23 protein-coding genes and 2 tRNA genes are annotated in these 25,595 nt (G+C 63.5%); 7 read left to right on the forward strand and 18 right to left on the reverse strand.

The features are described 5' to 3' along the window. Positions 1 to 82: 82 nt before the first annotated feature. The 6 genes from OKA05_RS27570 to OKA05_RS27595 form a co-directional block, all read right to left on the reverse strand. Positions 83 to 460, reverse strand: a complete 378-nt coding sequence (locus OKA05_RS27570) for a hypothetical protein (RefSeq protein WP_264490446.1) — start codon at positions 458 to 460, stop codon at positions 83 to 85. A gap of 120 nt (positions 461 to 580) precedes the next feature. After that, positions 581 to 940, reverse strand: coding sequence for a hypothetical protein (locus OKA05_RS27575; protein WP_264490447.1), 360 nt, complete (start codon positions 938 to 940; stop codon positions 581 to 583). Between the two features lie 440 nt (positions 941 to 1,380). Then, positions 1,381 to 3,462 carry an SGNH/GDSL hydrolase family protein gene (locus tag OKA05_RS27580; RefSeq protein ID WP_264490448.1) on the reverse strand — a complete coding sequence of 694 codons (2,082 nt, stop codon included), beginning with the start codon at positions 3,460 to 3,462 and terminating at the stop codon, positions 1,381 to 1,383. 147 nt (positions 3,463 to 3,609) lie between these two features. Next, positions 3,610 to 3,681: transfer RNA gene (locus tag OKA05_RS27585), tRNA-Arg, on the reverse strand. Between the two features lie 68 nt (positions 3,682 to 3,749). Then, on the reverse strand, positions 3,750 to 4,058 hold the full coding sequence (locus OKA05_RS27590; protein ID WP_264490449.1) for a helix-turn-helix transcriptional regulator: 309 nt from the start codon (positions 4,056 to 4,058) through the stop codon (positions 3,750 to 3,752). Between the two features lie 6 nt (positions 4,059 to 4,064). Beyond that, the gene (locus OKA05_RS27595; protein WP_264490450.1) at positions 4,065 to 4,481 is read right to left on the reverse strand and encodes a hypothetical protein; all 417 of its coding nucleotides are present in this window, start codon (positions 4,479 to 4,481) and stop codon (positions 4,065 to 4,067) included. 434 nt (positions 4,482 to 4,915) lie between these two features. On the opposite strand from OKA05_RS27595, the gene OKA05_RS27600 reads away from it, so the two are divergent. Further along, complete coding sequence (locus OKA05_RS27600; protein ID WP_264490451.1) at positions 4,916 to 5,626, forward strand: DUF2971 domain-containing protein; 711 nt, start codon at positions 4,916 to 4,918, stop codon at positions 5,624 to 5,626. A gap of 102 nt (positions 5,627 to 5,728) precedes the next feature. Here OKA05_RS27600 and OKA05_RS27605 read toward each other — a convergent pair. Together OKA05_RS27605 and OKA05_RS27610 are read right to left on the reverse strand one after the other, a co-directional pair. After that, a tRNA-Arg gene (locus OKA05_RS27605) sits at positions 5,729 to 5,800 on the reverse strand. A 131-nt stretch (positions 5,801 to 5,931) separates the two neighbouring features. Continuing rightward, the gene (locus OKA05_RS27610; RefSeq protein ID WP_343227005.1) at positions 5,932 to 6,228 is read right to left on the reverse strand and encodes a KH domain-containing protein; all 297 of its coding nucleotides are present in this window, start codon (positions 6,226 to 6,228) and stop codon (positions 5,932 to 5,934) included. Between the two features lie 107 nt (positions 6,229 to 6,335). Here OKA05_RS27610 and OKA05_RS27615 point away from each other — a divergent pair, with 107 nt between their 5' ends. Both OKA05_RS27615 and OKA05_RS27620 read left to right on the forward strand, forming a co-directional pair. After that, on the forward strand, positions 6,336 to 7,313 hold the full coding sequence (locus OKA05_RS27615) for a PLP-dependent cysteine synthase family protein (RefSeq protein WP_264490453.1): 978 nt from the start codon (positions 6,336 to 6,338) through the stop codon (positions 7,311 to 7,313). A 51-nt stretch (positions 7,314 to 7,364) separates the two neighbouring features. Continuing rightward, positions 7,365 to 7,988 (forward strand): RDD family protein, encoded by a 624-nt coding sequence (locus OKA05_RS27620; protein WP_264490454.1) that lies wholly within the window; start codon positions 7,365 to 7,367, stop codon positions 7,986 to 7,988. Positions 7,989 to 7,999: 11 nt separating this feature from the next. Here the strand turns inward: OKA05_RS27620 and OKA05_RS27625 are convergent, their stop codons facing one another. The 9 genes from OKA05_RS27625 to OKA05_RS27665 all read right to left on the reverse strand — a co-directional run bounded on the left by OKA05_RS27625 (position 8,000) and on the right by OKA05_RS27665 (position 20,131). Then, a complete protein-coding gene (locus tag OKA05_RS27625) occupies positions 8,000 to 8,710 on the reverse strand; it encodes a hypothetical protein (RefSeq protein WP_264490455.1) in 711 nt (236 codons plus the stop codon). A 403-nt stretch (positions 8,711 to 9,113) separates the two neighbouring features. Beyond that, complete coding sequence (locus OKA05_RS27630; protein ID WP_264490456.1) at positions 9,114 to 10,733, reverse strand: S8 family peptidase; 1,620 nt, start codon at positions 10,731 to 10,733, stop codon at positions 9,114 to 9,116. A gap of 83 nt (positions 10,734 to 10,816) precedes the next feature. Then, the gene (locus OKA05_RS27635; RefSeq protein WP_264490457.1) at positions 10,817 to 12,391 is read right to left on the reverse strand and encodes a DmsC/YnfH family molybdoenzyme membrane anchor subunit; all 1,575 of its coding nucleotides are present in this window, start codon (positions 12,389 to 12,391) and stop codon (positions 10,817 to 10,819) included. A gap of 46 nt (positions 12,392 to 12,437) precedes the next feature. Further along, on the reverse strand, positions 12,438 to 14,201 hold the full coding sequence (locus OKA05_RS27640) for a NirA family protein (protein WP_264490458.1): 1,764 nt from the start codon (positions 14,199 to 14,201) through the stop codon (positions 12,438 to 12,440). A 263-nt stretch (positions 14,202 to 14,464) separates the two neighbouring features. Next, positions 14,465 to 15,319: an ABC transporter ATP-binding protein gene (locus OKA05_RS27645; RefSeq protein ID WP_264490459.1), complete on the reverse strand. Its 855-nt coding sequence runs from the start codon at positions 15,317 to 15,319 to the stop codon at positions 14,465 to 14,467. Positions 15,320 to 15,395: 76 nt separating this feature from the next. Next, positions 15,396 to 16,322 (reverse strand): ABC transporter ATP-binding protein, encoded by a 927-nt coding sequence (locus OKA05_RS27650; protein WP_264490460.1) that lies wholly within the window; start codon positions 16,320 to 16,322, stop codon positions 15,396 to 15,398. A gap of 34 nt (positions 16,323 to 16,356) precedes the next feature. Then, positions 16,357 to 17,241 (reverse strand): nitrate ABC transporter permease, encoded by an 885-nt coding sequence (ntrB, locus tag OKA05_RS27655; protein ID WP_264490461.1) that lies wholly within the window; start codon positions 17,239 to 17,241, stop codon positions 16,357 to 16,359. 96 nt (positions 17,242 to 17,337) lie between these two features. Beyond that, positions 17,338 to 18,624: a CmpA/NrtA family ABC transporter substrate-binding protein gene (locus OKA05_RS27660; RefSeq protein ID WP_264490462.1), complete on the reverse strand. Its 1,287-nt coding sequence runs from the start codon at positions 18,622 to 18,624 to the stop codon at positions 17,338 to 17,340. Between the two features lie 466 nt (positions 18,625 to 19,090). After that, positions 19,091 to 20,131 carry a CmpA/NrtA family ABC transporter substrate-binding protein gene (locus OKA05_RS27665; protein WP_264490463.1) on the reverse strand — a complete coding sequence of 347 codons (1,041 nt, stop codon included), beginning with the start codon at positions 20,129 to 20,131 and terminating at the stop codon, positions 19,091 to 19,093. Between the two features lie 90 nt (positions 20,132 to 20,221). Here OKA05_RS27665 and OKA05_RS27670 point away from each other — a divergent pair, with 90 nt between their 5' ends. The 4 genes from OKA05_RS27670 (at position 20,222) to OKA05_RS27685 (ending at position 24,488) form a co-directional block, all read left to right on the forward strand. Continuing rightward, positions 20,222 to 21,142, forward strand: coding sequence for a LysR family transcriptional regulator (locus OKA05_RS27670; protein WP_264490464.1), 921 nt, complete (start codon positions 20,222 to 20,224; stop codon positions 21,140 to 21,142). 82 nt (positions 21,143 to 21,224) lie between these two features. Continuing rightward, the gene (locus OKA05_RS27675; RefSeq protein WP_264490465.1) at positions 21,225 to 22,961 is read left to right on the forward strand and encodes a histidinol-phosphate aminotransferase family protein; all 1,737 of its coding nucleotides are present in this window, start codon (positions 21,225 to 21,227) and stop codon (positions 22,959 to 22,961) included. Continuing rightward, positions 22,949 to 23,476 (forward strand): phospholipase D-like domain-containing protein, encoded by a 528-nt coding sequence (locus tag OKA05_RS27680; protein WP_264490466.1) that lies wholly within the window; start codon positions 22,949 to 22,951, stop codon positions 23,474 to 23,476. Before OKA05_RS27675 ends, OKA05_RS27680 begins: the two co-directional genes overlap by 13 nt. Before the next feature lie 142 nt (positions 23,477 to 23,618). Next, entirely contained in the window at positions 23,619 to 24,488 is an 870-nt protein-coding gene (locus OKA05_RS27685) for a TraB/GumN family protein (protein WP_264490467.1), read from the forward strand. A gap of 86 nt (positions 24,489 to 24,574) precedes the next feature. On the opposite strand, the gene OKA05_RS27690 is transcribed toward OKA05_RS27685, so the two are convergent. Continuing rightward, the gene (locus OKA05_RS27690) at positions 24,575 to 25,573 is read right to left on the reverse strand and encodes an LLM class flavin-dependent oxidoreductase (protein ID WP_264490468.1); all 999 of its coding nucleotides are present in this window, start codon (positions 25,571 to 25,573) and stop codon (positions 24,575 to 24,577) included. Positions 25,574 to 25,595: the final 22 nt, after the last annotated feature.

Here is a 25,595-nt window from a genome sequence, read left to right on the forward strand (position 1 = left end):
AACCTTCTCCCTAGAGTGGCACCGTGATTGCGGCGGCAGGCCGAAAGCCACCGGCGTTGAACGCTGCTACCCGGAGCACTTGTTAGTTGAACTTGGAACTCACGAACTCGACCAGCTTCTCGTCGCTCATTTTGCTGGACGTGCTCTCCGTGGTCACCGTGTTCTTGAACTGCGGGGTGTCCGCGAGGTAGTGGATGAATTGCTCCTGCACCGTTCCAGTACCTGTGAGGTGAATTTCGTCTGCGTTCTGCATGTAGCTGGTGATTTTCTCAAAGTATTGGCGGAGCAGTGTTTTCTCAAGATTGTTGGCGGCATTTTCGTTGGAGTTGCTGCCTGCGCCTTTGTTTTCGGCATGGCCGAGCACCGAGAATTCCGTCGCCTCCGCATCCCGATATCCGACGATCGTGGCGTGGCGCGAATCGAGCCCTACGCCAAACTGCTTCTTCTGTTTTGCTGACATGTCCGGAACCGGTAGTGCCGCTCCTGCAGTAAGCAACCGACGGTTTTTTCTACTGGCCGATAGCGTCAGCCTAAAATGGGTCGCCGTCCCAAGTATCGCCAAGTCGGTTTTTGAGTCCGGCTAAGGCAAATGCTCCGACAGGTCGGGATCGTCGATGACCTCCTCCCGGATGTCGGGCCACGCCTCAACAGCGGATCGCACCAGGTGCCTGGCAGATTCAATCTGGCGGAATCTGGTAGCGACACCGGCAACCGTCACGAAAGCCTTGGCCGCTGCCACGCGGTCATCGTCGCTGCCGTTGGCCAAGTGCGAGGCCAGTTCCTTCACCGTCTCCCATCGCTCAAGTCCGATGGCGCACCGAAGGCGAAGCCGGATGAACGGCGGCGCAGTCCGCTCCTCTGGCGGCAGTTCCGTTATGGCCTGCCATGCATCTTCCCACAATTCGAGATCGGCCAGTCGTTTCGCTTCTGTGATTGTCACGCCGAAGCCTAGCGTGCCTGAACGAATGGCGCAACGTGGTGGTCGTCGAAGTCATCGCGCTTCTTGGCGGGTGCGCCCGGTAGGGAAGTATTGTCTCTCCTTGCTCAGGAACCAATGGAAGACGTTCATCGAATGCTCCCAATCACCAACCCGGCACTGGGCCAGCGATTGAGCAGGAAAAGCGGCCCGTGGTGCGAACCCCTTCTTTTCAAGGAGCAGTCCCGACGGGAATCGAACCTATACTAACGACCTCGGCGGCCCTCGTCCTGTCCGTGGACTACGGGACCGTTGTGGGAAACGCGGTGAGGCGTCTTGCACGGTCGTGAGACCCTCCCTGCGAGGCCCCGTGCCTCATCATCTGAGGTAAGTCCTCATGGAAAGAGGAGGCTTGGCAAATGCAGGCGCTCGTCCATCGGGCGAATCTGCCCGTCAGCCGGGCGCTACTCGAGACGGAACCACGCAGTGCCGTTGCTCTGGATCTGCGCGCGCTCCCACCGCGAGTTTAGCCTGATGGTGAGCGAGCCGTCGATGGTCTCGCTTCCCGCACCGTCGATCGTCACTGCGTTCAGGCTCGAATCGATTTTCTTGAACACGTAGATTCGCCCGGGCATCCCGGTGGCGTTCGCAGGTGGCAGCACGAATGAGAATGCTCCACCGCTTGCATTCCCAAGCATCGTGTGGTCATCGATGAGAGGGGTATAGGTCGTGGTCTTGGTCACGATGCCCAGGGATTGACCGGTCCCGAAGACGCGCCATCGCAATGATGAATTGCCGAGGCTCATTCCGCTGTATCCCGGATAGATTCCAGACATGCCATCCTGGGCAGAGAACGAAAAAAAAGTGGCAGCCCCTCGCTTGAATGTCATCACCCGGGAAAGGGAATCGATGTTCCAATAGTCATCCGTGCCGGTGAGCACATAGTCCTGAATCCGAAGGCCCTTCGCCACCGCGAGTTGGTTCTTGAAAAGCCATGCTGGCGTCGAGTTCGGCTCGGCCATGGCTTGGATCAAGCGATCCGGCCCGGCAGCCCCGAGCTGCTCGTGCCCGAGTGGCAGGACTGACCAAATGTGCTGGTTTCGCAGGCGGTGGCCCTTGGCATTGAGGTGCACGTTGTCCCCCATCACCTCCATGGCAGCCGCGTTGGCGAAGCTCGCGCCAAAGAGCGAGTTGATGTCGATGAACGCCTCGTTGGCCTCGAGCGCCCATGCCCTCTGGGCATCTGCCTGGGCCGAGCAAAGGGCATCCTCTCCGCTCGATGGGTTGCGCGAAACCTGCACGAAGTCGCAGTCCGCATGGGCGGCCATGAGGCGGGAGTAGTAGGTGCGCCAGTTGCCGCCACTTTGCCAATTCGCGCCATCATCGGCCCACATGGAAAAGACGACGTCCGGTGCGAGCCATTTCCAGATGGGATTGAGAATCGTGGCCGGGGTTTGCAAGGAGTGCGTGAGCTCGAGTCCGCCGCCGGTAGCCAACAGCGTCCGGACCTCGGTCACGCCGCCCCCTATGGTGGGGAAGATGGCGCCGCAAATGATATCCACATTTCCGCCCGCGACGGCGTCCACCACCAGGCGGAAGGGTGGATAGCCGGAGATGGGGAGATTGTATTCCCGTACCACTCCTGTCGGCACGGCGACCTTGTTGCCCGCGCCGTCCCTGGTGGCATCTATCGCCGGGTCCAGCACGACTGTGACTCCCGCCAACGATTTTGATTGAAGCCGGAACGTGCCCGCGCCGGGCCGGGCGATGTAGATTACCGCAGCCTTGTTCCCCTGGGTGTAGCCATTGGCCCCCGTCAACCCGTCGGGCACGAACTCGCCTGCGCTGCCTGGGGCGAACCGTTGGAGTGTCCCATTGACCCACGAAGCGAAATCAGAGGTCACATTGGTCACCGCTCCTGTCTTGAGACTTTCCGCGACGGTGAGTCCGATGAAGCCGCGCTTGGCCATCAATGGGCCGACATCGAGGCCGCTCGCCATCGAGTCTCCGACGGCAGCGATGCGCAGCGGCAGCCCTGACGCGATCTTCTCCAGCGCATGGGGTGTGCCGAGAAGCGGTGGGGCATGGACCGGTGAATCTGCGATGCCCCCGGCCTGGATGGCGGCCCGCGCCTCGCTCTCCTGTGCCGCATTCATCGCCTGCAATGCCGCCAGCAAATTGGCGGCGGTCACGCTCGCGTCGCTGCCGGCAGGTCCCACGGGGCCGGCAGGCGCGGCATTGCCGGGGTCTCCGTCATCGCGAAGCCGGTAGTATGCCCTCGAAAGATTGCGGGTTCGGGCAAGGACGGATACCTGGCCGCCGGTGCCCTTCACCGAGTATCCTTCGTTATCCCAAGTCGCCATGTCGGCGCTAATCTGGACCTGGTAGTATTTGGCGGGTTCCGACGGGAAAACAAGTTCCACTGCCCCATGAATGCCGGGAGTGAAACCCAGCACCTGACCCACCATGATCGGGTCGGCGAGCGAGATTCCGGAGACCGCGACGAGACAAGGCAACAGGCGCCGGAGTAGCGGGACAATACGCATCGGGGGGGAAGCAACGCGAAGCAGGGTTCGTAATTCAATCCCGAAGTCCGGTTTCGGGCGGCAAATCCCAGGGCGATGCCGCCGGCTCCCCGGTTGGTGTGGCCGGAATCCGTTGTGGCTTTGAGAAAGGCCCGTAGTTTCAAAAAGTAGTCCCGACAGGAATCGAACCTGTACCTACGGCTTCGGAGGCCATCGTCCTATCCGTTGGACTACGGGACCGTTGTGGGAAACGCGGTGAGGCGTCTCGCGCGGCGGTGGGAAGGTAGCGGGGCGGGATGTTTGGCGAATCAGACCGGATGGAGAGGCTGGATGAGGGCGAGTTGAGCTGCCTTCTCGCGCGCCGTCTTTTCCATTTCGTAGGCCATTTGGAGGCGGAGGAAGTAGCCGGGGCTGACACTGTAGAACTTGCCGAGCCGGAGATCGTATTCAGGGGTGCAACGGCGGCGGCCTTTTTTCATCTGGGTGAGATGGCTGGCGGGGATGCCGGTGGCTTCCGCAACGCGTGCCTGCGCCAGCTCCCCATCCTCGAGGATCTCGCGGAGGGCCTCAGCGAAGTAATTCTGGAGCGGCAGGAGCCGCGGGGACTTGGCTTTCATGTCAGCTCAGGCGTTAGGTGGGATGGTTGGGTTCTGCTGGCCCGGATGGCTTGTGAGTTCGTCGAGCCACCACGCTACCGACTCCTGTGCTTCCTCAATCGACTTTCGAGCATCGGAGCTACATGAACCATATGGCTCATCCGCTGCAAGGTCCTTGGCCGCTTTCCTGGCGAGCCTCAAAAACTCGGAATGAATCTTGCCAGATAGCGCTACGGTGAAAGCGTCAAAGTCGTTTTCGAGCTTTAAGGCGTCTGCTGGCGAGAGAATCGAGCAGCGCTTGTTAATTTCAACGCCTGCTGCAACCCCGGCGTAGTGTTCAGCGGCATTATTGGCCCACTCGTTCGGATTCGTCCGTCGACGGTTGGCCGCTCCTGTCGCCGAAGTAATACCGAATGCGGAAAGGATTTTCTGTAGGAGGGTCATACGGGAGAGTCTGTCTGGACGACGCCGAACATTCCTACCTGCTGCAACTCAAACCAGCCGTCCGGCTCGCCGCCTCTCGGCTTGGTTACAGGCGGAGGCAGGACTGATTAAATACACTCGCCAGCGGTTAGACTGCCACGTCCCTCCATGCAATATCGAAGTGCCACGAGGCACACTGGTAGGGAAGGTGCCGCCGCGCGGGCGAGTCGATTTCCAGCGAGCAGCGTATCCCAACACCGTTGGCAGCTTCCCCACCGCCCGCGCCGGCGTCCCGCGCTCAATCCAGCCGGTAGACGTCCGGCTCGCCGCCGGTCCTCTTCATCGCTGGCGGTGGCGAGCCCTAAACGGTTTCCTAGGAGGCGTGGCTGGTGCTGCGCAATTGAAGGTCTCGAAAAATAGTGCGTCCCGCGCTACTTTCGATAGCCCTCTGAAGCATGCGTCTCTTTCGCTATTTCGATTCGGTGGGTGCTCTTCGAACGCTTGAGGACAAACGCCTGCGGGTTGGGCGAATCCACGCGTTGAACGATCCCTTCGAGTGCTTGCCCGGGCTTGTTGGGATTCGCCCGGAAGGCGAAGCTATCGCGGACTACATAATGCGGAAATTCGTAGGGGTTTTGAGTGAGTCTGCTGGGGTGATTTGCTTTAGCGATAATGCGAGAGAGTCAGTGCTCTGGTCCCATTATGCGGATCATCATCGAGGGATTGTGTTGGAATTCGAAGTGACCGACGATCCGTCTAAGTGCATCAAGATGGAGTATTCAGACGAGCGCCTATCCGTTGACTACGCTTCGTTCTACGGCGAGGGCGGGCGTGAATACTTTGATCCCATTTTTAAGAAGCTCTCGTCGCGGAAATCGACAGGTTGGGCTTACGAAAAAGAGTATCGGCTCTACCAGAGTCTGGCCGAATGCAAGATTGGCGGGGGCTTCTACTTTTGCCCCATCCCTCCTTTCTGCGTTCGCCGCGTCATCATCGGATGGCGGAGCAAGGTAGAGACGAGCTATGTTGAGCGGGTGCTCTCGCACAATGGATGGAGCCACTGTGTCGTGACTCGCGCGAAAGTGAGCCCTGAGAGCTTCCTCATTGATTACGATACCACCGAAAGGGAGGTCTCATCTGACGCCGAGAAACTGGGAGACGACTAGCCGAACGGTAAAGTCTTCCTTGGATTCGTTCCCGGTCCTGTTCCCATTCGGGCCTGCGGAGTTTGGTTTAAGCTCCGCAAGTTGCTCATTTGCAATGAGAAGTAGTCCCGACAGGAATCGAACCTGTACCTACGGCTTCGGAGGCCATCGTCCTATCCGTTGGACTACGGGACCGTTGTGGGAAACGCGGTGAGGCGTCTCGCGCGGCGGGCGGGAAGGTAGCGGGGGGCGGCGCGGGTTGGCAAGGAGAACCTCCGGAGCAGGGAGCAGGTAGCGGGTAGCCGGGACCTGCGGACCTTTGGCGGTCAGTGCCGGGGGTCGCGGGCTTGCATTTCGGCTTCTTCCTCGTGGGAGTGGATCTGGAGGCTGACGTTGACGTCCTCGCGCTCGGAGACGGATTTGAGGACGCCGCGGATGGCGGAGGCGCTGAAGCCATTGCGGCCGATGAGCAGGGCAACATCCGACTGGCGCAGCACCAGCTTGAAACGCAAGCGCTTGGGACCGAGCTCGGTGACCTTGAGCTGGGCCTCGGCCGGGAACTCGATGAACTGCACGGCGATGTACTGGAGGAAATTCCGGATCTGGTCAGTCACCACTTGCATGGTGCAATGATGCCGCGAACGTCCTTCAGGGCAAGATTCGATCGTGGTTAGATGGTCCGGTGTGGCAGTGCTTGAGTCGGCGGGGGGCGGCGGAGTAGCACTCGACCATGGCACTCGCACCCGTCTCGCGCTCGGTCCCGTCCGGCGGCCGGTTTATCCGGCAGATCCCGCCGACGCCGCTGGTCCCGGTGACGCTCGAGGCGGCGCTGGGGCCGGTCTGGTGCAAGCTGGAATTCATGAACCCCAGCGGCTCGACGAAGGACCGGATCGCCCGGCACATCCTTGAAAAGGCGTGGCGGCGGGGGGAGATCCGGGAGGGGGGCACGGTGGTCGAGGCGTCGAGTGGCTCGACCAGCATCGCGCTGGCGCTGGCGTGTGCGCAGATGGGGCTGAAATTCGTGGCCTTCATTCCGAATACGGCGACCCAGGAGCGGGGGCTGATGATCCGGGCGTATGGGGGCGAGGTGCGGCGGGTGGAGGGGGGGATGATGGCGGTGCTGGAGGCGGCCGAGGCGGCGGCGCTGGCGCATGGGTGGTTCGCGGCGAGGCAGTTCGAGAATCCCGATAACGCCGAGGCGCACCGGATTTTCACGGGGCCGGAGATCCTGTCGCAGATGGAATGCGGGTGTGTGGATGCGGTGGTCAGCGGGGTGGGCACGGGCGGGACGCTGCGGGGGCTGTGGGAGGCATTCGACGATGCGGGCTGCGGGGCGAGGGCGTATGCCGCGATTCCGACCGAGGGCCGGGCTTTCGGGGACAATGCGGAGTGTTGTAGCCTGGCTTTCAGCAAGGAGGTGCCGGGGGTGGTGCAGGGGCTTTCGGCGCTGTATCGGGATTGGCAAAACGGCCCGCGAGGCGGCGCGATCGAGGAGATCGTGGTGCGCGAGGAACTCTGTCTGGATCTTACGCAGCGGTTGTGGGCGCTCGGCTTTCCGGCTGGTCCCAGTTCCGGCCTGAACTACGCGGCGGCGCTGGAGGTGAAGCGCCGGCTGGGTCCGGAGGTGCGGGTGATCACGGTGTTTCCCGATCGGATGGAGCGGTATTTCTCGCACCGCGTCTTCGCCGGGCTGCGCGAGGAGTTGTGACCCAGATGCCCCTCGACCCGTGTAGGAATTTCTGCTAGATTCGCCGAAGCCATGGAAAACGAACCAGACAAGTCGCCGTCGTCCGGTCCTCCTCCCCCAGATCTCCCGCCGCCGCCGCCACCCTCGATGCCGCCGCCGCCGGACCTGCCGCCGCCGCCACCACCGGCGAGCCTGCCGACGACGGGTGACATGCCGCCGCCACCGCCGCCAGTCGATCCCTACACGCCGCCGTCCAAGGCGGTGATGGATGGGGATGATGACGACGAGGCGACGCCCGGCTCCGATGCTGCTTTCGAGACGCGGGCGATTGCGGGGATCATCGACTCTTTTGTTGCCTGTGGGCTTTACATGGTGGTGGCGATGATGATTCCCCGGATCGCGATCTTGGCGTGGATCGGCTACATGCTGGTTCGCGATGCCTTGCCATTCATGGAGGGCCATAGCCTCGGCAAGCGGATCATGAAGATCAAAGCGGTGACGCTCGAGGGCAAGAGCCTCTCAGGCGACTGGGGAGCCAGCGTCACCCGCAATATCCTGCTGGCCATTCCTTTGGTGGGGCTGATCGAGCTCGTGGTCCTCTTCACGCGCAAGGACAAGGGCGGGCCACTGCGCCGGCTCGGTGATGAGTGGGCCAAGACGAAAGTCGTGGTCGCAAAGGAACCGTCCGCCATCTGATCTAACAAACCTCACGGGTCGAGCCGCGCGAAGACGCCCTTCGCTGCGGCCGGCTTGAGATTTTGGTTTCTCGCGTAGGCTAGGCCAGCGGCATCGCGCAAGTTGCCGCGGGCTTTTCCTTGGAGCCATGGCTCCAGTGCATCGTGGAGAATGAAGGAGCCGGGATACATGAGCTGCGTGGTGAGCACCACGGGGCGGACGCCGGCGTTTTCCAGGCGCTGGCGGAAGTAGCGGTCGCTGATGCAGCAGAGGACGATGGCGTCGGTCTTGCCCTTGGCTTTCTCGGCGGGGGCATCGATGGCGACGTCCATCAGCACGTTGTGGCCGATGAAGGTGACGAGGTCGTTGTCGCCAGAGAGCATGGCCTTTTCGCAGGCCTCGTAGCAGTCCTTAAGCTTCGAGCCGCGCCATGCCTCGGCGACGAGTATGGCATCGCCGGAGACATGGCGGAAGGTGACGCGCTCGAGGATGCGGTCGTCGCCGGTGGCGGTCTCGGTCTTCTCGAGTTTCCAGCGCTTGCTTGCCTTGAAGTGAGATCGCAGGCCGTCGGTGCAGCCCCAGTAGAGATTGTCAGCGGGCTTGTCGCCGTCGCCGATCTTTGCGCCGACTTTCACGATGCCTTGGGTGGCGTTGTCGCAGAGGCCGACGAAGACGGCGATGCGCTTCTCGGCGGCGGTGAGTGGGGTGAGGAGGAGCAGGGCGAAGGTGAGGGCGCGGAGCATGGCTTATGGAAGCGGTGTGCGCGGTGGGGTTTGTCTTTATGCGGCAAAACGCGGGTGGTGGTTTGGAGCATGTTGCGAAATTCGTGGCGGTTGATTCGCGGCGAAGGGCCTTGGCTTTTCGAGCGATTGGGGAGTTTGAGGTGAACCGCGAAATTGCGCGAAAAAGCGCGAAATTTAAAGGCATGAGAAGAGGGAGGAAGAACGCGGTGCAGTAGCGGCGGAGTGCCCGGCCCTGAGGCGCCGGGACCTTACTGTCCCGACCATTCCCGGACACACTTTGCCTTCGCGATTTCCTGAGGCGAAGAGGCCGGACCGTCCAAAGCGACAGTGAGGTCGCTGCTCCTTACCACGGGGATGGGCGGTCGCGACGGTAAGGCGCGGCTCCTTGCGCCGCGGATGGGAATCAATGCCGGGAGAAGGCCGATTCGATGTGGTTGTTCTGGGGCGTGAGATCGATGGCCGAGTTTCCCAAGGAGACGGATGCGGAGATCGTGCCGTCGCCGCGCCCGGTGCCTAGTGGAACGGTGAAGGTCTGAATGCCGCAGGCGGGGATGGTGGTGGCATTGATGGCGGTTTTCCCAGCGGGGGTGGTGATTTCCACGAGGGTATTGATCAAAGTCGCGGTGCCGCGGTTTTGGACGGTGAGTTGGACTTCATCGCGGGAGGTTCCTCCGCTGGCGGGGACGAGGCGAAGGTTCGTGATGACGGCGTCGCTGAGGCCGGGGACGCTGCGGTTCATGATGCGGCCGAGATTGAGGACGCCGCTGCCATACTCGGCGTCGGGTCCGGGAAGGCCTTCGTCATCGGTGTAGGCGAGCACGGTTTTTACCGCTTCTGCCGCGCTGACCCGGCGGCCGGAGCCATCGGACATCACGGCGGCGATGGCGGCCGCGACGAGGGGCGCGCTTGCCGAGGTGCCACTGACGGCGACGAAGCCGCCGCCGGGGGCCGCGGCATTCAAGCCATAGCCCGGGGCGGTGAGGCCGAGGCCGCTGCCGAGATTCGAGAAGGCCATGCGTTCGCCGCTGGCATCAACCGCGCCGACGCCGATCACGCCCTCGTAGGCGGCGGGGTATTTCGCTTCCTGCAGTCCTTCGTTTCCCGAGCTGGCGACGACCACGATCCCGCGATCGATGGCCATGCGGATCGCTTCGCCGACCAAGGGGCTGTCGCTTTGTTCGCCGAGCGAGAGATTGAGGATTTCAGCGCCGGCATCCATGGCGGCGAGGATGCCAGCGGCAATCGCGAAGGAGTCGCTGGTGCCGCGGTCATCGAGCACGCGGACTGAAATGAGGTCCACCGCGGGAGCCACCCCGCGCACCATCGGGTGCTTGCCGGCGATGAGCGAGGCGACCGCGGTGCCGTGGAGGTGGGTGGTCGCGGGATCGTCGGGGAAGGGAAAGACCTCGATGGACCGGGCGATGGGGGGCAAGGCGGGATGGGCGACGATGCCGGTGTCGAGCACGGCCAGCTTGACCCCGCTGCCCCAGCGCGAATTGTCGCCGGTGACGCCGAGCCATGGCAGCACCTGGGCGCCGAAGGCCACCGCGTGCGCTGAAGCGCCGCCCCATGCGCGCGGCGCTTCGGGCAAGCGGGTGAGGGTCTTGTAAGTGGTGATTTGCTCGTCCGCGAACAAGGCCGTCAGTACCACCATTTCCTCCGCATTGAATCCGATCCGGATTGCCCGCAGGAGGTCGAGGCGATCGATCAGCCGGACGCTGCTGTGTCTTAGCGCGTGGAGAAAGGAGTCGTAGCTCGCCTCGGTGGGGAAGCGGAGGATGATTTCCTCCTCGCGGCAACTGCCGAAGACTTCGATCGTGGTGCCGTCGGGAAAGCGGTCGCGGACGTGGCTCTTGGTCGGCTTTGGTGCTTCCGGCGGAAGCTTTCGCGGGGTGGCCACAAGCTGCTTCCGGGGTAATGGCGGGCTAGGGGCAGGAGCGGCATCCTGCACCAGCCAATAGCCGAGCCATCCGCACAGGAGGACCAGCGCTCCGGGCATCAGCCGTCGCAGTCGTGCCTTCATGGGATCGTCCGGGGCGCAGGGATCACTTCAGAAGAACCGCCGCCGGAGGCCGGGCTTGTCGGTGAAATCTCAGCCGGTGCTCTTCAATGGGCCCGCCTCGGTCCGAAGCTGCCCGGCATCTTCGGCGCGTGGACGCTTTGGAAGAAGAGCTGGCGCTCGAAGAGTTCGGCGGCGAGCAGCAGCGGCAGCGTGATCCACGGATTGAGCAAGGAGAACGCGGCGGCGGTGAGGGCGAGTAGCACGCGCGCCTCGTAGATCATGCCGAGCGGCCCGCGCTGGAGCTTCGCGGTGTGGAGGTCCGGTGACCAATCGGCATTGCGGTCGTTGGCGAGGTGGGCGATGCGGACTTCCGGGATGAGCTTCGCGATGACTGCAACGGCGAAGAGGAGCGTGGGGAGCGGCGATGGGTGCGCGAGCAAGTTGCCCAGCGCGGCGAAGGTGGCGACGGTGCCGAAGAAGCGGCCGGCGGTGAGCCGGAAGCGCCACGAAGTACGATGGGTATCGTGGTAGATCATCACGCTGGTGAAGACGGCGATCAGGCCGAGAGGAAGTGCGGAAAGCGTGGTGATGCGGGTGGCGAGATCCTTGTAGGGGAAGTCGGGCAGGAAGGGCAGCGCGGCGAGCACCATCGGGATCGGAGCGAACATCGAGAATGCGAGGATTTCCCGCGATAGCCATGAGGTGCGGAGGCCGAGGAAGAAGCGCCAGGCTTTCAGCGGTTGTCCGAGGTGGAGGACCGAGGCACCCATGCCGGCGAAGAACAGCACGCTGGCGAGGATGGTGGTGACGGAGTTTCCGATGCCGCCGACGAGCATGCCGACGCCGGCCTGGGTGAGCATGAGCATCAGGACCAGCGGCCAGTGCGCATGCTCGGGCACCAGCGATTCGCGGTCCGCGGCAGTGGCGCTCTCCGGCACCTCGCGGCCGACATAGCGGGTCGTCGGACGGGTGATCGCGGGGTCGGGCGCACCTGTTAGAAAAACAGGCGTTTCCTTCTTGCCGGTGGATACCTTGACGATGCGGATTGCCTCGGTGGGGCAGGCTTGCACGCAGGCCGGCGCTTCGCCTTCGGCGAGGCGCTGGTGGCACATGTCGCACTTGCGGACGATGCCGCGCTTCTTCGAGTATTTCGGGACGTCGAAGGGGCACTTGAGAATGCAGTAGGAGCAGCCGATGCATTGGTCGTCCAGGTGGCGGACGATGCCGGTGTCCTTGTCCTTTTCGTAAGCGCCGACGGGGCAGCCATTCATGCAACCGGGGTCTTCGCAGTGATGGCAGGCGGTGGTGATCGTCTGCTGCCAGCCCGGGGTCTTGCGGCCACCGTGGATCATGCCGACATCGCGCCATGCTTCCTCGTCATCGAGGCCATTGAGCGAGTGGCAGGCGGAGACGCAGGCCTTGCAGCCGGTGCAGCGGTCGAGCGAAACCTCGAAGGCATACTGCTCGCCATCGCCCGGCTTGGTGAGGGGGATCAGCGTGCGGTAGTGCGGGGCGAGATCGGGCTCGGTGTCGTGGTAATCGGAGTAGCGGGCGATCGGGGTCTGCAGCGTCTTCTGCTCCGCGATGAGATCATCGATCAAGGTGCGGACGTCCGCGGTCGGCGCGTGACGGCTTTTCGAAGCCGGGATAGCGGGGAGACGTTGGAGGGTGGAAGGCACGGGAAGTGACGAGTGATCGGTGATCAGTGATCAGTGGAAGAAGGCATCAGGCGGCGGCGATGGTCGTTTCGCTGCGATCGACCAGGGCTTGGAGTTCTTCGACATTTAGCCGGCGGCTGAAGGAGGCGAAGGATTCGTCTTCGTTGCGCCCGGCGAGGTAGGCGCAGAGGAGTTGCTCGACGAGGGGGTTGAGCTCGTCGGCTTTGACGGACTTCCAGACTTCGCGGGCGATGAACTGCTGGTCATCGCAGCCGCCACCGAGGACGATGTTGTAGCCATCGACCGTGGAGCCGTCCTCGATCTTCACGCGGGTGCCCATCATGCCGATGTCGCCGATGTAGTGCTGGGCGCAGGAGTGTTGGCAGCCGGTGAGGTGGATGTTGACCGGCTGGTCGAGGATCATCTTGGACGCCAGGTGGGCACCGAGTGCGACCGCGTTGCCCTTGGTGTCGGCGGCGGCGTATTTGCAACCGCGGCTGCCGGTGCAGGCGATGAGGCCTCCGGTGAGATTGTGGTTCCGGTGATCGAGGCCGGTGGCCTGGATGGCTGTTAGGGCGGCTTGCAGGTTTTCCTCGGAGACGCCGGGGATGATGAGGTTTTGCCAGACGGTCAGGCGGATCTCGCTGCGGCCGAATTGGTCGGCGACATCGGCCAGCGCCAGCATCTGGGCGACGGTCATGCGGCCGACGGGAGTGCAGACGCCGATGTAGTGCTTGCCGTCCGTTTGCGGGTGGATGCCGAGGTAGCCCTGCTTGTCCTTTGGTGCCGGAGCCTCACAGGACTCGAGCGGGAACTGGCGCATCGGGAAGGCGAGCTTCTTCTGGGTTTCCTCGAGGGTCTTGGCGAAGCCCCAGTCATCGACGAGGTATTTGAGGCGGGCGCGCTTGCGATTGGTGCGGTCGCCGTTCTCGATGAAGACGCGGATCAGCGCGGCGGCGACCGGGATAGTCTCGGCGGGAGTCAGTAGCACACCGCAATCGGTGGCGAATTGCTGGTGACCAGTGATGCCGCAGAGCTGCATGCGGAAGTAGACGCCGGGCGCGATGCCCTGGTCGTTTTCGCCGACCTTCAAGGCGTAGAAGCCGATGTCATTGGTATCGGCGCAGACGGACACGCAGCCGCCGGAGTCGTAGGAGATATTGAATTTCCGCGGCAGGCCGTAGAGGTCGCGGTTCTTCAGGATGTAGTGATGCATCGCACGGGCGTAGGGCATCACGTCGATCAACTCGGTGGGGTCGAAGCCGGTGGTGGGGGTGGCGGTGACGTTGCGGATATTGTCGGCGCCGGAGCCCTGCGAGGTGAGGCCGATGTCATCGAGCTTCATCAGGACCGCCGGGCAGTTCTCCGGCATCAGCTCGCGGATCTGGACGTTCGCGCGGGTGGTGAGGTCCACGTGGCCGGGGCCCCAGTCCTGGGCGATCTCGGCGAGGCCGCGGAATTGGTAGGTGCTCAGTGCGCCGCCGGCGATGCGGCAGCGGAGCATGATGCTTTCCTGGGCGGGCGAGACGAAGAAGAGGCCGTAGAACTTGTAGCGGAAGACATCGCCATCTTGCGGGAACATCCGGGCGGCGGCGTTGGCGAGGATGGCGTCGTAGCAATCGAGGCCGTTTTGTTGGTGCTTGATGCGTTCCTCCTTGCACAGGTCCTCGAGCGGGGTGCCGAAGACGGCCTGCTCGGGCTCGTGGGTGAAACGGCTGTCGCCGTCCTGCCCGAGGAACGGAAGTTCGCGTCCCTGCAGGATGCCGGACACGAAACCGGAGAGGTAGGAGGTTTGTTCGGCGGTGAAGCCGGAGTCGCTGAGATTGACCATGGCGCGAGTTTGTTCAGCGGTTGAAGGAGCATCCGGCATGCGGGGATGGCCGGATGCGGTGGGAATGGGATGAATTCACCGGCACCGGATGCATGAATCCGGCTCACGGGAGTTCCGCCGGGGAGCAGTTTGGACGCTGGCGGCTCGATTCTCTCGGCCGTAGGCGCAGTCGTGAGAACACGGGAACCGAGGGAAACCGCCGCTTTTCAGGTAGCTTCCGCGGTGTCACCACCGCGCCTACGGATGGATTGGCTTACGCCTTTTCAGTGGCTTGAGGCGGTCGCTCCGGCGGGCAGGGGGCGCGCTGACGCGGCGATCATTTCCGGCTCGGGCGAGACGATGCGGCTCGGGCGGATGTGGGAGCGCTCGTTGAGGAAGGTCAGCAGGTGGTTGCGGATTTCCGGGTAGCGGGGGTCGGCGAGCATGGCGGCGCGGTTGCGGGGACGCTCGAAGGGAATCGTTAGGATGTCGCCGACTTCGGCCTCGGGGCCGTCGGTCATCATGACGACGCGGTCGGAGAGGAAGATGGCCTCATCGACGTCGTGGGTGACCATGAGGGTGGTGAGCTTGTTGCGCCGCCAGAGTTCTAACAGGACTTCCTGCAGCTCCATCTTGGTGAGGGCGTCGAGCATGCCGAAGGGCTCGTCGAGCAGGAGCATCTTCGGCTGCAGGGCGAAGGCGCGGGCGATGCCGACGCGCTGGCGCATGCCTTGGGAAAGCTCGCCGGGATACTTGTGCATCGCGCCACCGAGGCCGACGACGGTGAGGTAGTATTCGGCGAGCTCCTTGCGCTCGGCTTTGGGCGCGGTGAAGTAAACCTGGTTCACGCCGAGCATGACGTTTTCGAAAGCGGTCATCCACGGCAGCAGGCAGGGAGACTGGAAGACCACGCCGCGGTCGGGGCCGGCTTCGGTGGTTTCGCGGCCGGACAGGATCATCGCGCCGTCGGTCACGCCGGTGAGGCCGGCGACCATCGAGAGCACGGTGGATTTCCCGCAGCCGGAGTGGCCGATGAGGGTGACGAACTCGCCGGGAGCAATGTTGAGGTTGAACTCCTTGACGATGACGGCCTTTCCGTAGGCCTTGGAGAGCTTGAAGAGTTCGAGGACGGGGGCCATGGAGATTGAGAAATTAGGGAATTAAGAGATTGGGTGATTGAGGGCTTGCGGCTGGAAGCCGCGGCCACTTTTGCGGTCAGACCTCGATCTGGAGTTCCTCGCGGTGGAGCTGGGAACGGCGGCGCGGGGCGGGGCGGTCGAAGAAGGAGGAGCTGCGGGGCTTGGCGAGGTCTTCGGGCAGGATGTCCGGCGGCGAGAGCTTCTTGGTGACCACCGGGGTGCTGTCCTTCTTCGCGCCGAGCAGGGTATTGACGAGGCGCAGCTTGAGGTCCTTGAACTCCAGCATTCCTAGTAGTTGCTTGCGGTCGCGGGGGCGGGCGAGATCGACGGTGATTTCTTCGCCGAGTGTGGCGCCGTCGCGGCCGGGTAGGAGCGGGATCACGCGGTCGGCGACGAGCAATGCTTCATCGGGGTCATTGGTGATCCAGATGACCGTGGTGCGATTCTTTTGCCAGATGTCGGCGATCTCGTCCTGCAAGGTGGCGCGGGTGAGGGCGTCGAGCGCGGACAGCGGTTCATCGAGCAGGAGGATGCGCGGGTTCACCGCGAGCGTGCGGGCGACCGACACGCGCTGGCGCATGCCGCCGGAGAGTTCGCGTGGGAGCTTCCCGGAAGCGGGGGTCAATTTGACCATGTCGATGTATTCTGCGGCGCGGTCGGCTCGTTCCTTCTCCGACATTTTCGGGAAGATCTGATCGACGGCGAGGCGGACGTTTTCCGTGACGGTGAGCCACGGCAGCAGCGAGTAGTTTTGGAAGACGATGCCGCGCTCGGGGCCGGGGCCCTTGATGTCGGCTCCGTCCATTTTCGCCGTGCCGGTGTCCGGCTTGAGCAAGCCGGCGACGAGGTTGATGAGGGTGCTCTTGCCGGTGCCCGAGTAGCCGATGATGGAGACGAAGTCGCCTTCCTCGACGGTGAGGTTCAGGTCGCGGAGGACGGTGGTCTGCGCGTAGCCGCGGCCGAAGCTTTTTGAGGCCGAGGTGAGCTGGAGAATAGGTGGCATAGGTCGTATGTGGCTTTTAGATCCTATGGTCTGTTCACGCGGTCCGGAAGCGGCCTTCCACGACGCTCATCAAGCGGTCCAGCACGTAGCCGATCACGCCGATGGTGAGGATGGAGAGGATGATGTGGGCGTAGCTGTTCGCATTGTACTGCTGCCACAGGAAGCCGCCGACACCGGGCTTTCCGATCAGCATTTCCACCGCGACGATGACCAGCCAAGCGATCCCGAGCGAGAGGCGGAAGCCGGTGAACATGTAGGGCAGTGCCGAGGGAATGAGCACCTTGAAGAGCGTCTTCATCTTCGAGAGCTTTAGTACTTTCGCCACGTTCAGGTAGTCCTGCGGGACGGCGCGGACGCCGACGGCGGTATTCAGCACGGTGGGCCACATGGCACAGATGGCGATGGTGAAGAGGGCGGCAGCATCCGACGTGCCGAAGGTCACGCGACCGTTCGCATCCGCAATGCTCAGGCCGCTGAACAGCACCATGCCGAGTGGCAGCCATGCGAGCGGCGAAACCGGGCGGAGGATCTGGATGATCGGGTCGAAGGCCTTGGTGAAATTCTTCGACAGGCCGAGCAGGAAGCCGATCGGCGTGCCGATGAGCAGCGCGATGAAGTAACCCTGAGCGACCAGCTTCAGCGACAGCCAGGCAAAGCGCAGGATGCCTTGGTCGAGTTCACCGCGCTTGGCGACCGGTTCGACGATGTAGGGCTTGCTGGCGGTCCAGGTCTCGGTGGGCGATGGCAGGTTCTTGGAAATGCCGTGGCGCTCGGTCTTGGTGACCGTGTCGCCCCAGTCGTCGACCAGGGTGGTGGTGGAAGCTTTGCCGGAGATGATGGCCCAGCCACCGAGGCAAAGCATGATGCCGACGAGCGGCAACAGGACAATTTCGAGCTTGAGAGATTGGAGAAATTTCATGGGAACGAACGAGTGAGGAAGAAAGCCCGCGGGCGTCCCGGCACCGGGCACCCGCGGGGAACCGAATGTGCAACCAGGAAGAAGATCAGGAGAGGGTTAGCCCTTGAGGGTCTTGACGGAGAAGGACGCGGCGAAGGCTTCCATGTCGGCGGTGGGGTCGAACTTGGTGTCGTCGAAGAACGACTCGGCAGCATTGCTGAGGCCGTCGTGGGTATAGCCGATCTCCTTCATCGCGGATTCGTAGAGATCGGTGCGCATCACTTGCTTGGTGATGGCTTCATAGTCCGGCGCGCCTTGCGTGAAGCCCCAGCGGCGAAGCTGCGTGAGCCACCACTTGCAGTACTTCGGCTGCGGGTAGTTGCAGTTGCGGCTGCTGTAGATCATATAGTCCGGGTCGCGGAACTTGCGGCCGTCGCCCATGTCGTACTTGCCCTGCAGGCGTGGCAGGATCGATTCCGGCGGGCAGTTGATGTAGGTGGGAGCGCTGACGATCTTCGCCTGCTCGGGACGGTTCTCCATGACGTCGAGCCAGACGCTGGCTTCATGGAGGGCCTTGAGGATGGCCTTGACGGTCTTCGGATTCTTGTTGGCGAACTCCTCGGTGAAGGCGCATACCTTTTCCGGGTGATCCTTCCAGATCGCCTGGGTATTGATGCCGGTGAAGCCGATGCCGTCGGCGACGGTTTTGCCATTCCACGGCTCGCCGACGCAGAAGCCATCCATCTTGCCGACCTGCATGTTTGCCACCATCTGCGGCGGCGGGATGGTGATGAGGGAGATGTCGGCCCCTGCGCCCGCCGCGTCGCCGGGATTGATGCCGCCAGCGGCGAGCCAGTAGCGGATCCACATGGCGTGAGTGCCCGGCGGGAAGGTCATCGCGAAGGTCATCGGGTTGCCGGAGGCTTTCGCGGCATCGACCAGAGGCTTGAGCGCCTTCGGATCGGCACCGACTTTTCCTTTTAGCGAGTTGGCGAGGCTGATCGACTGGCCGTTGCGGTTGAGGATCCACGGCACGACCATCGGCACCTTCGGCGCGCCGCCGAGACCCATGGTCGAGGCGATGGGCATGCCGAGCAGCATGTGGGTCGCCTGGATGTCGCCATTGGCCAGCGAGTCGCGGATGGCCGCCCAGCTCGCGCCCTTGGTGACGGTGGAGTTGATGCCGTATTTCTTGAAGAGTCCCTTTTCGTGGGCGATCACGATGGGCGAACAGTCGGTCAGGGCGATGATGCCGAAATTGACGTTCGCGGTCTCGGGGGCATCGGAGGCGGTCTGTGCGCCAACCCAGCCGGTGGGCAGGCCGGAAGCGAGAAGGCCGAGGGCGGTGACTTTGGTGGAGCGGGCGAGGAAGTCGCGGCGCGAGAGAGGTTGGCTGTGGTTCATGGCGAGGATGTGAATCACCCTTGGAACAGCTTTCTCCACGCCATGGTGCCAACGTGGCGATGAGTTGCATGCGGTGAAATCTCATGCGCCCGGCAAGAGGGCTTCATATCGGGCGCCTTGAAATCGGCGGAATTCATTTTCCTGGGCCATATGCATGCGGGATATGCATGGATGGGTCAATCTGGCGCAAAATCCGTAGAATCGTTCTCCCAAAACCTCTCGAATCCCGGAGGAGGATTCCAGCGAGGTTAGCAATGCACCGCGCGCTGGCTTGATAAAGCGGAGATGAAGATGATGGGTGGTCGTGTCCGTTCTTCGCGCCCGGCTTGAATCCCATCCGGGATTCCTCTCATGACATTGCGGACCCGGGGGTATCGCTGCGCTCAACCCCCGGCTACTTGCTGGAATCCCTCCGGGATTCGGATGGCGCTCCCGGACTACGCGGGGATTCGGATGGCGGATGAGGTCACGCGGGCAGCAGGATCTTCTCGGAGGCGCGGTAGAGGTCCTGGCGGTAGAGCCGTGTGAGGGGGGCGGCGGTGGTTTCCGGGAGCAGGCCGGCGCCGCGCATGCCGGAGAGGAACCACGAGGCCTTGTCGGCGGTGGGGCAATTCAGGTCGCCGCCGAAGAAGAGGTGGAAATCGGACGCGTCGATGTTGCCGCGGCCGGAGTCGAATACAGGGCCGAGGCTGTTGCGCAGGGTGGTCGGCGAGCAGCCGGTGTAGGCGGGCTTGGCGAGGATGGTGATCAGTTCATTCCGGAAGGCCGGGTCCTGACACATGCGGCAGGCGTGGAGCAGCGCGGCTCCGAGCGCCACGCATTCCTCGCGGCTGTCGCCTGCGAATTCACCGGTGACCAGCAGGACCTTTTCCGGATGGCCGGTGGCCAGCTCGGCGGAGGTCGCCGGGCACCAGCCCTGACCTCCGAGGATGCTCTCCGAATTCCATGGCTCGCCGACGCAATAGCCATCGATGTGGCCGGCGGCGAGGTTCCGCGGCATGAGTGGCGGTGGGAGGAAGACGATCTCGGCATCGCGGCCGGGCTGGACTCCGTGACGGCGGAGCCACGCGTGCAGCAAGAGGTGGTGAGAGGAAAAGCGGTGGGCAGCGGCCAGCGTGAACGGCCGGTTTTTCCGCCAGCGGTGCGAAAGGTGGGCGGCGAGGCCCTCGCCGCGGCGGATCGACTCGGGCGGCAGCTCCCGGGAGAGGGTGATTGCATTTCCATGGGCACTTAGTACCAGCGGCACCGCGATTTCCCGGCGCATCTTGTTCAGGCCAAGCGCCAAATAGAAGGCGAGGCCGGCGATCGACTGCGCGGCATCGAGCTCGCCGTAGGAGAGCATGTCGCGCACCGTGGCCCAGCCGGGTTGGCGCGACAGCCTGACGTTCAGGCCGTAGCTCTTGAAGAGTCCCAGCTCGTGCGCCACCGCGACCGGCGCGCAATCGTTCAACGGCACGAAGCCGAGGCGGATGGGCGAACGGGATTCGACGATGGTGGGGCTCTCCATGACCGGCTGGCGTAGCGGAAAGGGTGCCAACCCCGCGCCCTTGGCATGTCCCGTGCTGGATTGCAGATGAATTTTCGATGAGACCGGTTCATGACTGACCTGCTGCCCGACCTACGCCAACTCCGTGCTTTCGTATCCGTGGCGGACGAGGGGAGCTTCACGCTCGCTGCCAAAAAGCTGTTCCTTACCCAGTCGGCGATCAGTCACTCGATGAAGGCGCTCGAGGATAGCCTCGGCTGCCGCCTGTTAGAGCGGCTGGGAAAGAAGACCGTGCTCACGGAGGAGGGAGAGGTGTTTCTCCGCCGCTGCCGCCGGGTGCTGGGCGAGCTGGAGGACGCCGGGCGCGAACTCGACGGCCTGAAGCGCTGGGGCCAGGGACGCATCCGCATCGGCGCGCCGCATTCGCTCTGCCAATTCCTGCTGCCAACCGTGCTGCGCGAATTCCGCGACTGCTTTCCGCGCTGCGAGCCGACGATCGAGGCGGACGATACGGCGAAGCTTCTGGAGAAGATGGCCGACCACGACCTCGACATCGTGCTCGGCATGCGACCGCGGGTGGGCACCACGGAGGCCTATCGGCCGCTTTTCCGTGACCGGCTGACGTTTGTCGTGCCACCGGTCCATGCATGGGCCGAGACCGGGCGTGCGGATCCGGAGGATCTTGGGAAGGTCCAGTTCATTACCTACGCACGTGGGACCGAGACGCATCGCCTGGTGGAGGAGCACTTCGACAAGCTCGGCGTGCGGCTTCGTCCGCCGTTGGTGCTCGGCGACATGGAGGCGATCAAGGGCATGGCCAAGATCGGCCTCGGTGTCGGCTTGGTCGCACCATGGGTCGCCAAGCGCGAATTCGACGATGGCTCGCTGGTGCGCATTCCGGTCGCTGGCGAACCGATCGAGCGCGAGTGGGGGATCTTCTATAAGTCCGACCGCTCGCTGAGCCTGATCGAGGAGACCTTTGCCGGCATCGCCGAAATGGTCGGCAGCGAGCTGAGTGAGCCGACCTCGTGAGATTCTGACGATCGCTGTTCGCGATGAGTCGCATCGGATTATCGATGCCCGGCGATGACGCAATGGCCGCATCATGCCCAGCATGTCGGACCATCGAATCGTCATCACCGGGGCAAGCGAGGAGATCCGCCAGCGAATCTATCGAGCACGGCACCGCGTTTATGCGCTTGAGATCGGCCAGCATTCACCGAATCCGGAGGCAAGGCTGACCGATGCGCTCGACGCCTCGAACCGCTACTTGGTTGCGATGGATGGCGATGAGCTGGCGGGCTTCGTCAGCATCACGCCGCCGGGTGAGGCTGGCTATTCGATCGACAAGTACTTCGGTCGCGATGAGCTGCCTTTCGTGGTGGACGAGGGTCTATTCGAGATCCGCCTGCTCACGGTGATGCCGGGTCATCGCTCCTCGGAACTGGCGGCGGCGCTGATGATGGCTGCCTTCCGCTGGATCGAAGCGCGCGGTGGAAGCCGCGTGGTGGCGATCGGTCGCCGCGAAGTGAAGACGATGTATCTGAAGGCGGGCATGAGCGACACCGGGCGCTCGGTGAAGGCCGGTGCGGTGACCTACGATCTGCTACACGCCGGGATCGCGACCCTTCGCGGGACGGTGGACCGGAAGAGGAAGTTGTTAGATCGCATCGAGGCCGCGGTGGACTGGCAATTGCAGGTGCCGCTGCGGAAGCCGGCATCGTGTTTCCATGGCGGGGCATTCTTCGGTGCGATCGGTGCGGACTTCGCGTCGCTGGGGCGGCATCGATCGATCATCAATGCGGATGTGCTCGACGCGTGGTTCCCGCCGGCGCCGGCGGTGATGGAGGCCCTGCGCGAGCACCTGCCGTGGCTGATGCGGACTTCTCCGCCGACCGCCTGTGAAGGGCTGGTGGCGGCCATTGCTGCGGCGTGTGGGGTTCCCGAATCCTGCATCCTTCCCGGCGCGGGCTCGTCCGATCTGATCTTCCGCGCATTGCCGCGATGGCTGACGCCGCGGTCGCGGGCCGTGTTGCTCGATCCGACTTATGGCGAGTATGCGCACGTGCTGGAGAAGGTGATCGGCTGCCGGGTGGAGCGCTTTCCGCTGGAGCGGGCCGATGGCTATGAGGTGAACATTGGAAAGCTCGTGGAGTGGATTTCCTCGGGTCCGGATCTGGTGGTGCTGGTGAATCCCAACAGCCCGACAGGGCGGGGCCTGACGGCCGCGGAGATCGAGGTGATCCTTGCGGCAGCGCCATCGCGGACCCGCGTGTGGATCGATGAAACCTACATCGACTACACCGGCGAGAGCGTGGAGCGATTGGTGGCGCGCCACGAGAACCTGATCGTGTGCAAGTCGATGTCGAAGGCCTATGCGCTCAGCGGCATGCGGGTGGCGTATCTGTGCGCCGGGCAACATCACCTCGAAGAATTGCGCGCGCTCACGCCGCCGTGGGTGGTCGGGTTGCCGTCGCAGGTGGCGGCGGTGAAGGCTTTGGAAAGCACGAGCTACTATGTTCGTCGTTGGAAGCAAACGGCCTCGCTGCGGGACTCGATGGCGAGGGATTTGCGTAAGCTGGGTTGGGAGGTGATTCCGGGCTCGGCGAATTTCCTGCTGGCCCATGTGCCGGAAGATGTCCCTGCCGCCCGCGAAATCGTGGCCGCGTGTCGCGAGCGGGAGCTCTTCCTTCGCGATGCCGCGGCGATGGGCTCGCATCTCGGCGAGCGCGCGGTGCGGCTGGCGGTGAAGGACGCGGTGACGAACCGGAAGATGATTGAGATCCTTTCGGACATCGCGGGATCGACGGATCGGCCGGGCCGGGCTTCAATGACGACGTGCGCGAGTTGATCCTGAACGAGGAGATCCACACCCGGGTGATCGGGGAGCTGGTGCCGCAGGCGCGGCGCTTCCTGTGGATCGTCACGGCGGATATCAAGGACATGCATGTCGCTCGCGGGAGGCGGGCGGTGCCGTTTCTCCAGGTACTGGCGGAGCTGGTGGAGGAGGGGGTGGCGGTGCGCCTGATCCATGCGAAGGAGCCGGGGCCGCGGTTCCGCGAGGACTTCGACCGCTATCCCGTGCTGGTGGAAAGCGATCTCTTCGAGCGGGTGCTCTGTCCGCGAGTTCATACGAAGGCGGTGATCGCGGATGGCAAGAAGGCGTTCGTCGGTTCGCCGAATCTAACAGGTGCCGGGATGGGCGCGAAGCACGCGGACAAGCGGAACTTCGAGGCGGGCTTCCTTACCGATGAGCGGGAGGATCTGGAGAAGCTCGTCCGCTGGGTGGATGAGTTGTTTCTCGGGGAGTTCTGCGGGAAATGCCGGTTGCGGGACAAGTGCCCGGATCCCCTGGATGGGGATTGATCCGGTAATTGGAAACCGGGCAGCAATTCCTACTGGTGCAGGGCCGCGGCGGGCTGCCAGAGTGATGATCATGTATCTCCTGTCCCGTTCGATTCCTTGTCTAGCGATCTCCGCCACGGCTGTCCTTTGCTCCATCTCGCCCGTGCGCGCAGAGGCGGAGCATCCGGCGAAGCCGCTGCTGTGGAAGGTCGAGGGGCCCGGCATTGAGAAGCCGTCCTATCTCTTCGGCACCTTGCATGTGGGCGACAAGAAGGTGGTGACGCTGCACCCGGCGGCGGACAAGGCTTTCAAGGAGTCCGCGGTGGTCCACACCGAAGCAGCTTTCGACATGGAGAGCCAGATGGCTTCGATGCCGCTGATGATGCGCGACGACGGGAAGAAGCTCGATGCGGTGATCGGCGAGGACCTCGCGAAGCGCTTGGCGGCCGAATTGAAGGCGATCAATCCTGAGCTGGATGCCACGCCATTCCAGCCGATGAAAACCTGGATGGTGGCCTATTCGCTGCCTTTCCTGCCGGAGCAGATGAAGGGCATCAAGCCACTGGACATGGTGCTGTGGGAACGCGCGGAAAAGGAGGGCAAGAAGACCGCCGGAATGCAGGAAATCAAGGATCAGGTGGAAGGCTTCAATGCGCTGACGGAAGAGGAGCAGACCACGTTCCTCGCATCGACCCTCGACTTCCTTGAGAAAGACCGGCGTGCGGGAAAGGACCGGATGAAGGAGGCGGCGGAGATCTACGCCACCGGCGATGTGAAGAAGATCAACGACCTCGCGCTGGAGTGGATGACCGAGGTTGCGGGAGGCAAGGAGGCCCCGGTCATGAAGAAGCTCATGGATTCCATACTGAAGAAGCGCGACGGGATCATGGCGGACTATATCGAGACGACCCTGAAGAAGGATCCGGCGAAGGTTCATTTCTTCGCGGCGGGAGCAGCGCATTATGCGGGTGCCGAAGGGGTGCCCTCGCTGCTTGAGAAGAAGGGCTACAAGGTCACGAGGATTGAGGAGTGAACTGCCGGGGAGGCCGGATCCGTTGGATGGGGAGTGAGGGGCGTGGACATGCTGTCCATGCCGTGTCGACAGAATGTCGACACTCCTTATGGGCGCGCTACTTCGGCGACGATCTCGTAGCTGCGCTTGCGGTCCTCGTGGCGGTAGAAGCCGGAGTGAATCATGAGTTCGTCGGCGCCGGTAGCGGCGAGGACTTCTTCGAGCTTGGCCTTGACGGTTTCCGGCCCGCCGATGATGGCGGCGCCGAGGTGTTCATCGACTGCGGCCTTCTCGGCGGCGCTCCAGCGGAAGTCCATGGTGACGACGGGTGGAGGGACCGGGATGGGCGCGTGGCGGATGAGCTGGAGGATCATCTGCTGGACGGAAGTCGAGAGATGGCGCGCTTCTTCATCCGTGTCCGCGGCGATGACGGGCAGGCCGACCATCGCGTAAGGCTCCGGCCACGCGGTGGACGGTTGGAAATTCTCGCGGTAGATCTTGAGCGCCTGGAGCAGCAGCCGCGGCGCGAAGTGGGCGGCGAAGGCGAAGGGCAGGCCGAGGAAGGCGGCGAGCTGCGCGCTGAAGGTGCTGGAGCCGAGCAGCCACACGGGCACGTTTGAGTTCGCGCCGGGGATGGCTTTCACTCGTTGGGCGGCCTTTACGGGGCCTAACAGCGAGATGAGTTCCTGGACTTGATCCGGGAAATCGTCGGCGGCGGAAGGATCGCGGCGCAGGGCGCGAGAGGTCGTTTGGTCGGTTCCCGGCGCACGGCCGAGACCGAGGTCGATGCGGCCGGGGAAGAGGGCTTCCAAGGTGCCGAATTGCTCGGCGATGATCAGCGGCGGGTGATTCGGCAGCATGATGCCGCCGGAGCCGACGCGGATGGTGGTGGTCGCCGCCGCGACGTGGCCGATGAGGACGGACGTGGCGGCACTGGCGATACCGGGGATATTGTGGTGCTCGGCCAGCCAGAAGCGCCGGTAGCCGAGCGCTTCGACGTGGCGGGCGAGGTCGGCGCTGTTGCGGAAGCTGTCCGCGACGGTGCCGCCTTCCGCGAGAGGGGAAAGGTCGAGCACTGAGAGGGGAGTGTCCGCTAGGCGTTTCATTTTGTTAGATGGGGGGATTGGG

Origin of the sequence: Luteolibacter arcticus (genome assembly GCF_025950235.1) — a bacterium.
GTDB classification, from domain to species: Bacteria; Verrucomicrobiota; Verrucomicrobiia; order Verrucomicrobiales; family Akkermansiaceae; genus Haloferula; species Haloferula arctica.

Excerpts from the sequence above, each read along its gene's own strand:
- OKA05_RS27570 (WP_264490446.1), bottom strand. The coding sequence starts at position 460 with ATGTCAGCAAAACAGAAGAAGCAGTTTGGCGTAGGGCTCGATTCGCGC.
- OKA05_RS27580 (WP_264490448.1), bottom strand. The coding sequence starts at position 3,462 with ATGCGTATTGTCCCGCTACTCCGGCGCCTGTTGCCTTGTCTCGTCGCG.
- OKA05_RS27590 (WP_264490449.1), bottom strand. The coding sequence starts at position 4,058 with ATGAAAGCCAAGTCCCCGCGGCTCCTGCCGCTCCAGAATTACTTCGCT.
- OKA05_RS27595 (WP_264490450.1), bottom strand. The coding sequence starts at position 4,481 with ATGACCCTCCTACAGAAAATCCTTTCCGCATTCGGTATTACTTCGGCG.
- OKA05_RS27600 (WP_264490451.1), top strand. The coding sequence starts at position 4,916 with ATGCGTCTCTTTCGCTATTTCGATTCGGTGGGTGCTCTTCGAACGCTT.
- OKA05_RS27610 (WP_343227005.1), bottom strand. The coding sequence starts at position 6,228 with ATGCAAGTGGTGACTGACCAGATCCGGAATTTCCTCCAGTACATCGCC.
- OKA05_RS27615 (WP_264490453.1), top strand. The coding sequence starts at position 6,336 with ATGGCACTCGCACCCGTCTCGCGCTCGGTCCCGTCCGGCGGCCGGTTT.
- OKA05_RS27620 (WP_264490454.1), top strand. The coding sequence starts at position 7,365 with ATGGAAAACGAACCAGACAAGTCGCCGTCGTCCGGTCCTCCTCCCCCA.
- OKA05_RS27625 (WP_264490455.1), bottom strand. The coding sequence starts at position 8,710 with ATGCTCCGCGCCCTCACCTTCGCCCTGCTCCTCCTCACCCCACTCACC.
- OKA05_RS27630 (WP_264490456.1), bottom strand. The coding sequence starts at position 10,733 with ATGAAGGCACGACTGCGACGGCTGATGCCCGGAGCGCTGGTCCTCCTG.
- OKA05_RS27640 (WP_264490458.1), bottom strand. The coding sequence starts at position 14,201 with ATGGTCAATCTCAGCGACTCCGGCTTCACCGCCGAACAAACCTCCTAC.
- OKA05_RS27645 (WP_264490459.1), bottom strand. The coding sequence starts at position 15,319 with ATGGCCCCCGTCCTCGAACTCTTCAAGCTCTCCAAGGCCTACGGAAAG.
- OKA05_RS27650 (WP_264490460.1), bottom strand. The coding sequence starts at position 16,322 with ATGCCACCTATTCTCCAGCTCACCTCGGCCTCAAAAAGCTTCGGCCGC.
- ntrB (WP_264490461.1), bottom strand. The coding sequence starts at position 17,241 with ATGAAATTTCTCCAATCTCTCAAGCTCGAAATTGTCCTGTTGCCGCTC.
- OKA05_RS27660 (WP_264490462.1), bottom strand. The coding sequence starts at position 18,624 with ATGAACCACAGCCAACCTCTCTCGCGCCGCGACTTCCTCGCCCGCTCC.
- OKA05_RS27665 (WP_264490463.1), bottom strand. The coding sequence starts at position 20,131 with ATGGAGAGCCCCACCATCGTCGAATCCCGTTCGCCCATCCGCCTCGGC.
- OKA05_RS27670 (WP_264490464.1), top strand. The coding sequence starts at position 20,222 with ATGACTGACCTGCTGCCCGACCTACGCCAACTCCGTGCTTTCGTATCC.
- OKA05_RS27675 (WP_264490465.1), top strand. The coding sequence starts at position 21,225 with ATGTCGGACCATCGAATCGTCATCACCGGGGCAAGCGAGGAGATCCGC.
- OKA05_RS27690 (WP_264490468.1), bottom strand. The coding sequence starts at position 25,573 with ATGAAACGCCTAGCGGACACTCCCCTCTCAGTGCTCGACCTTTCCCCT.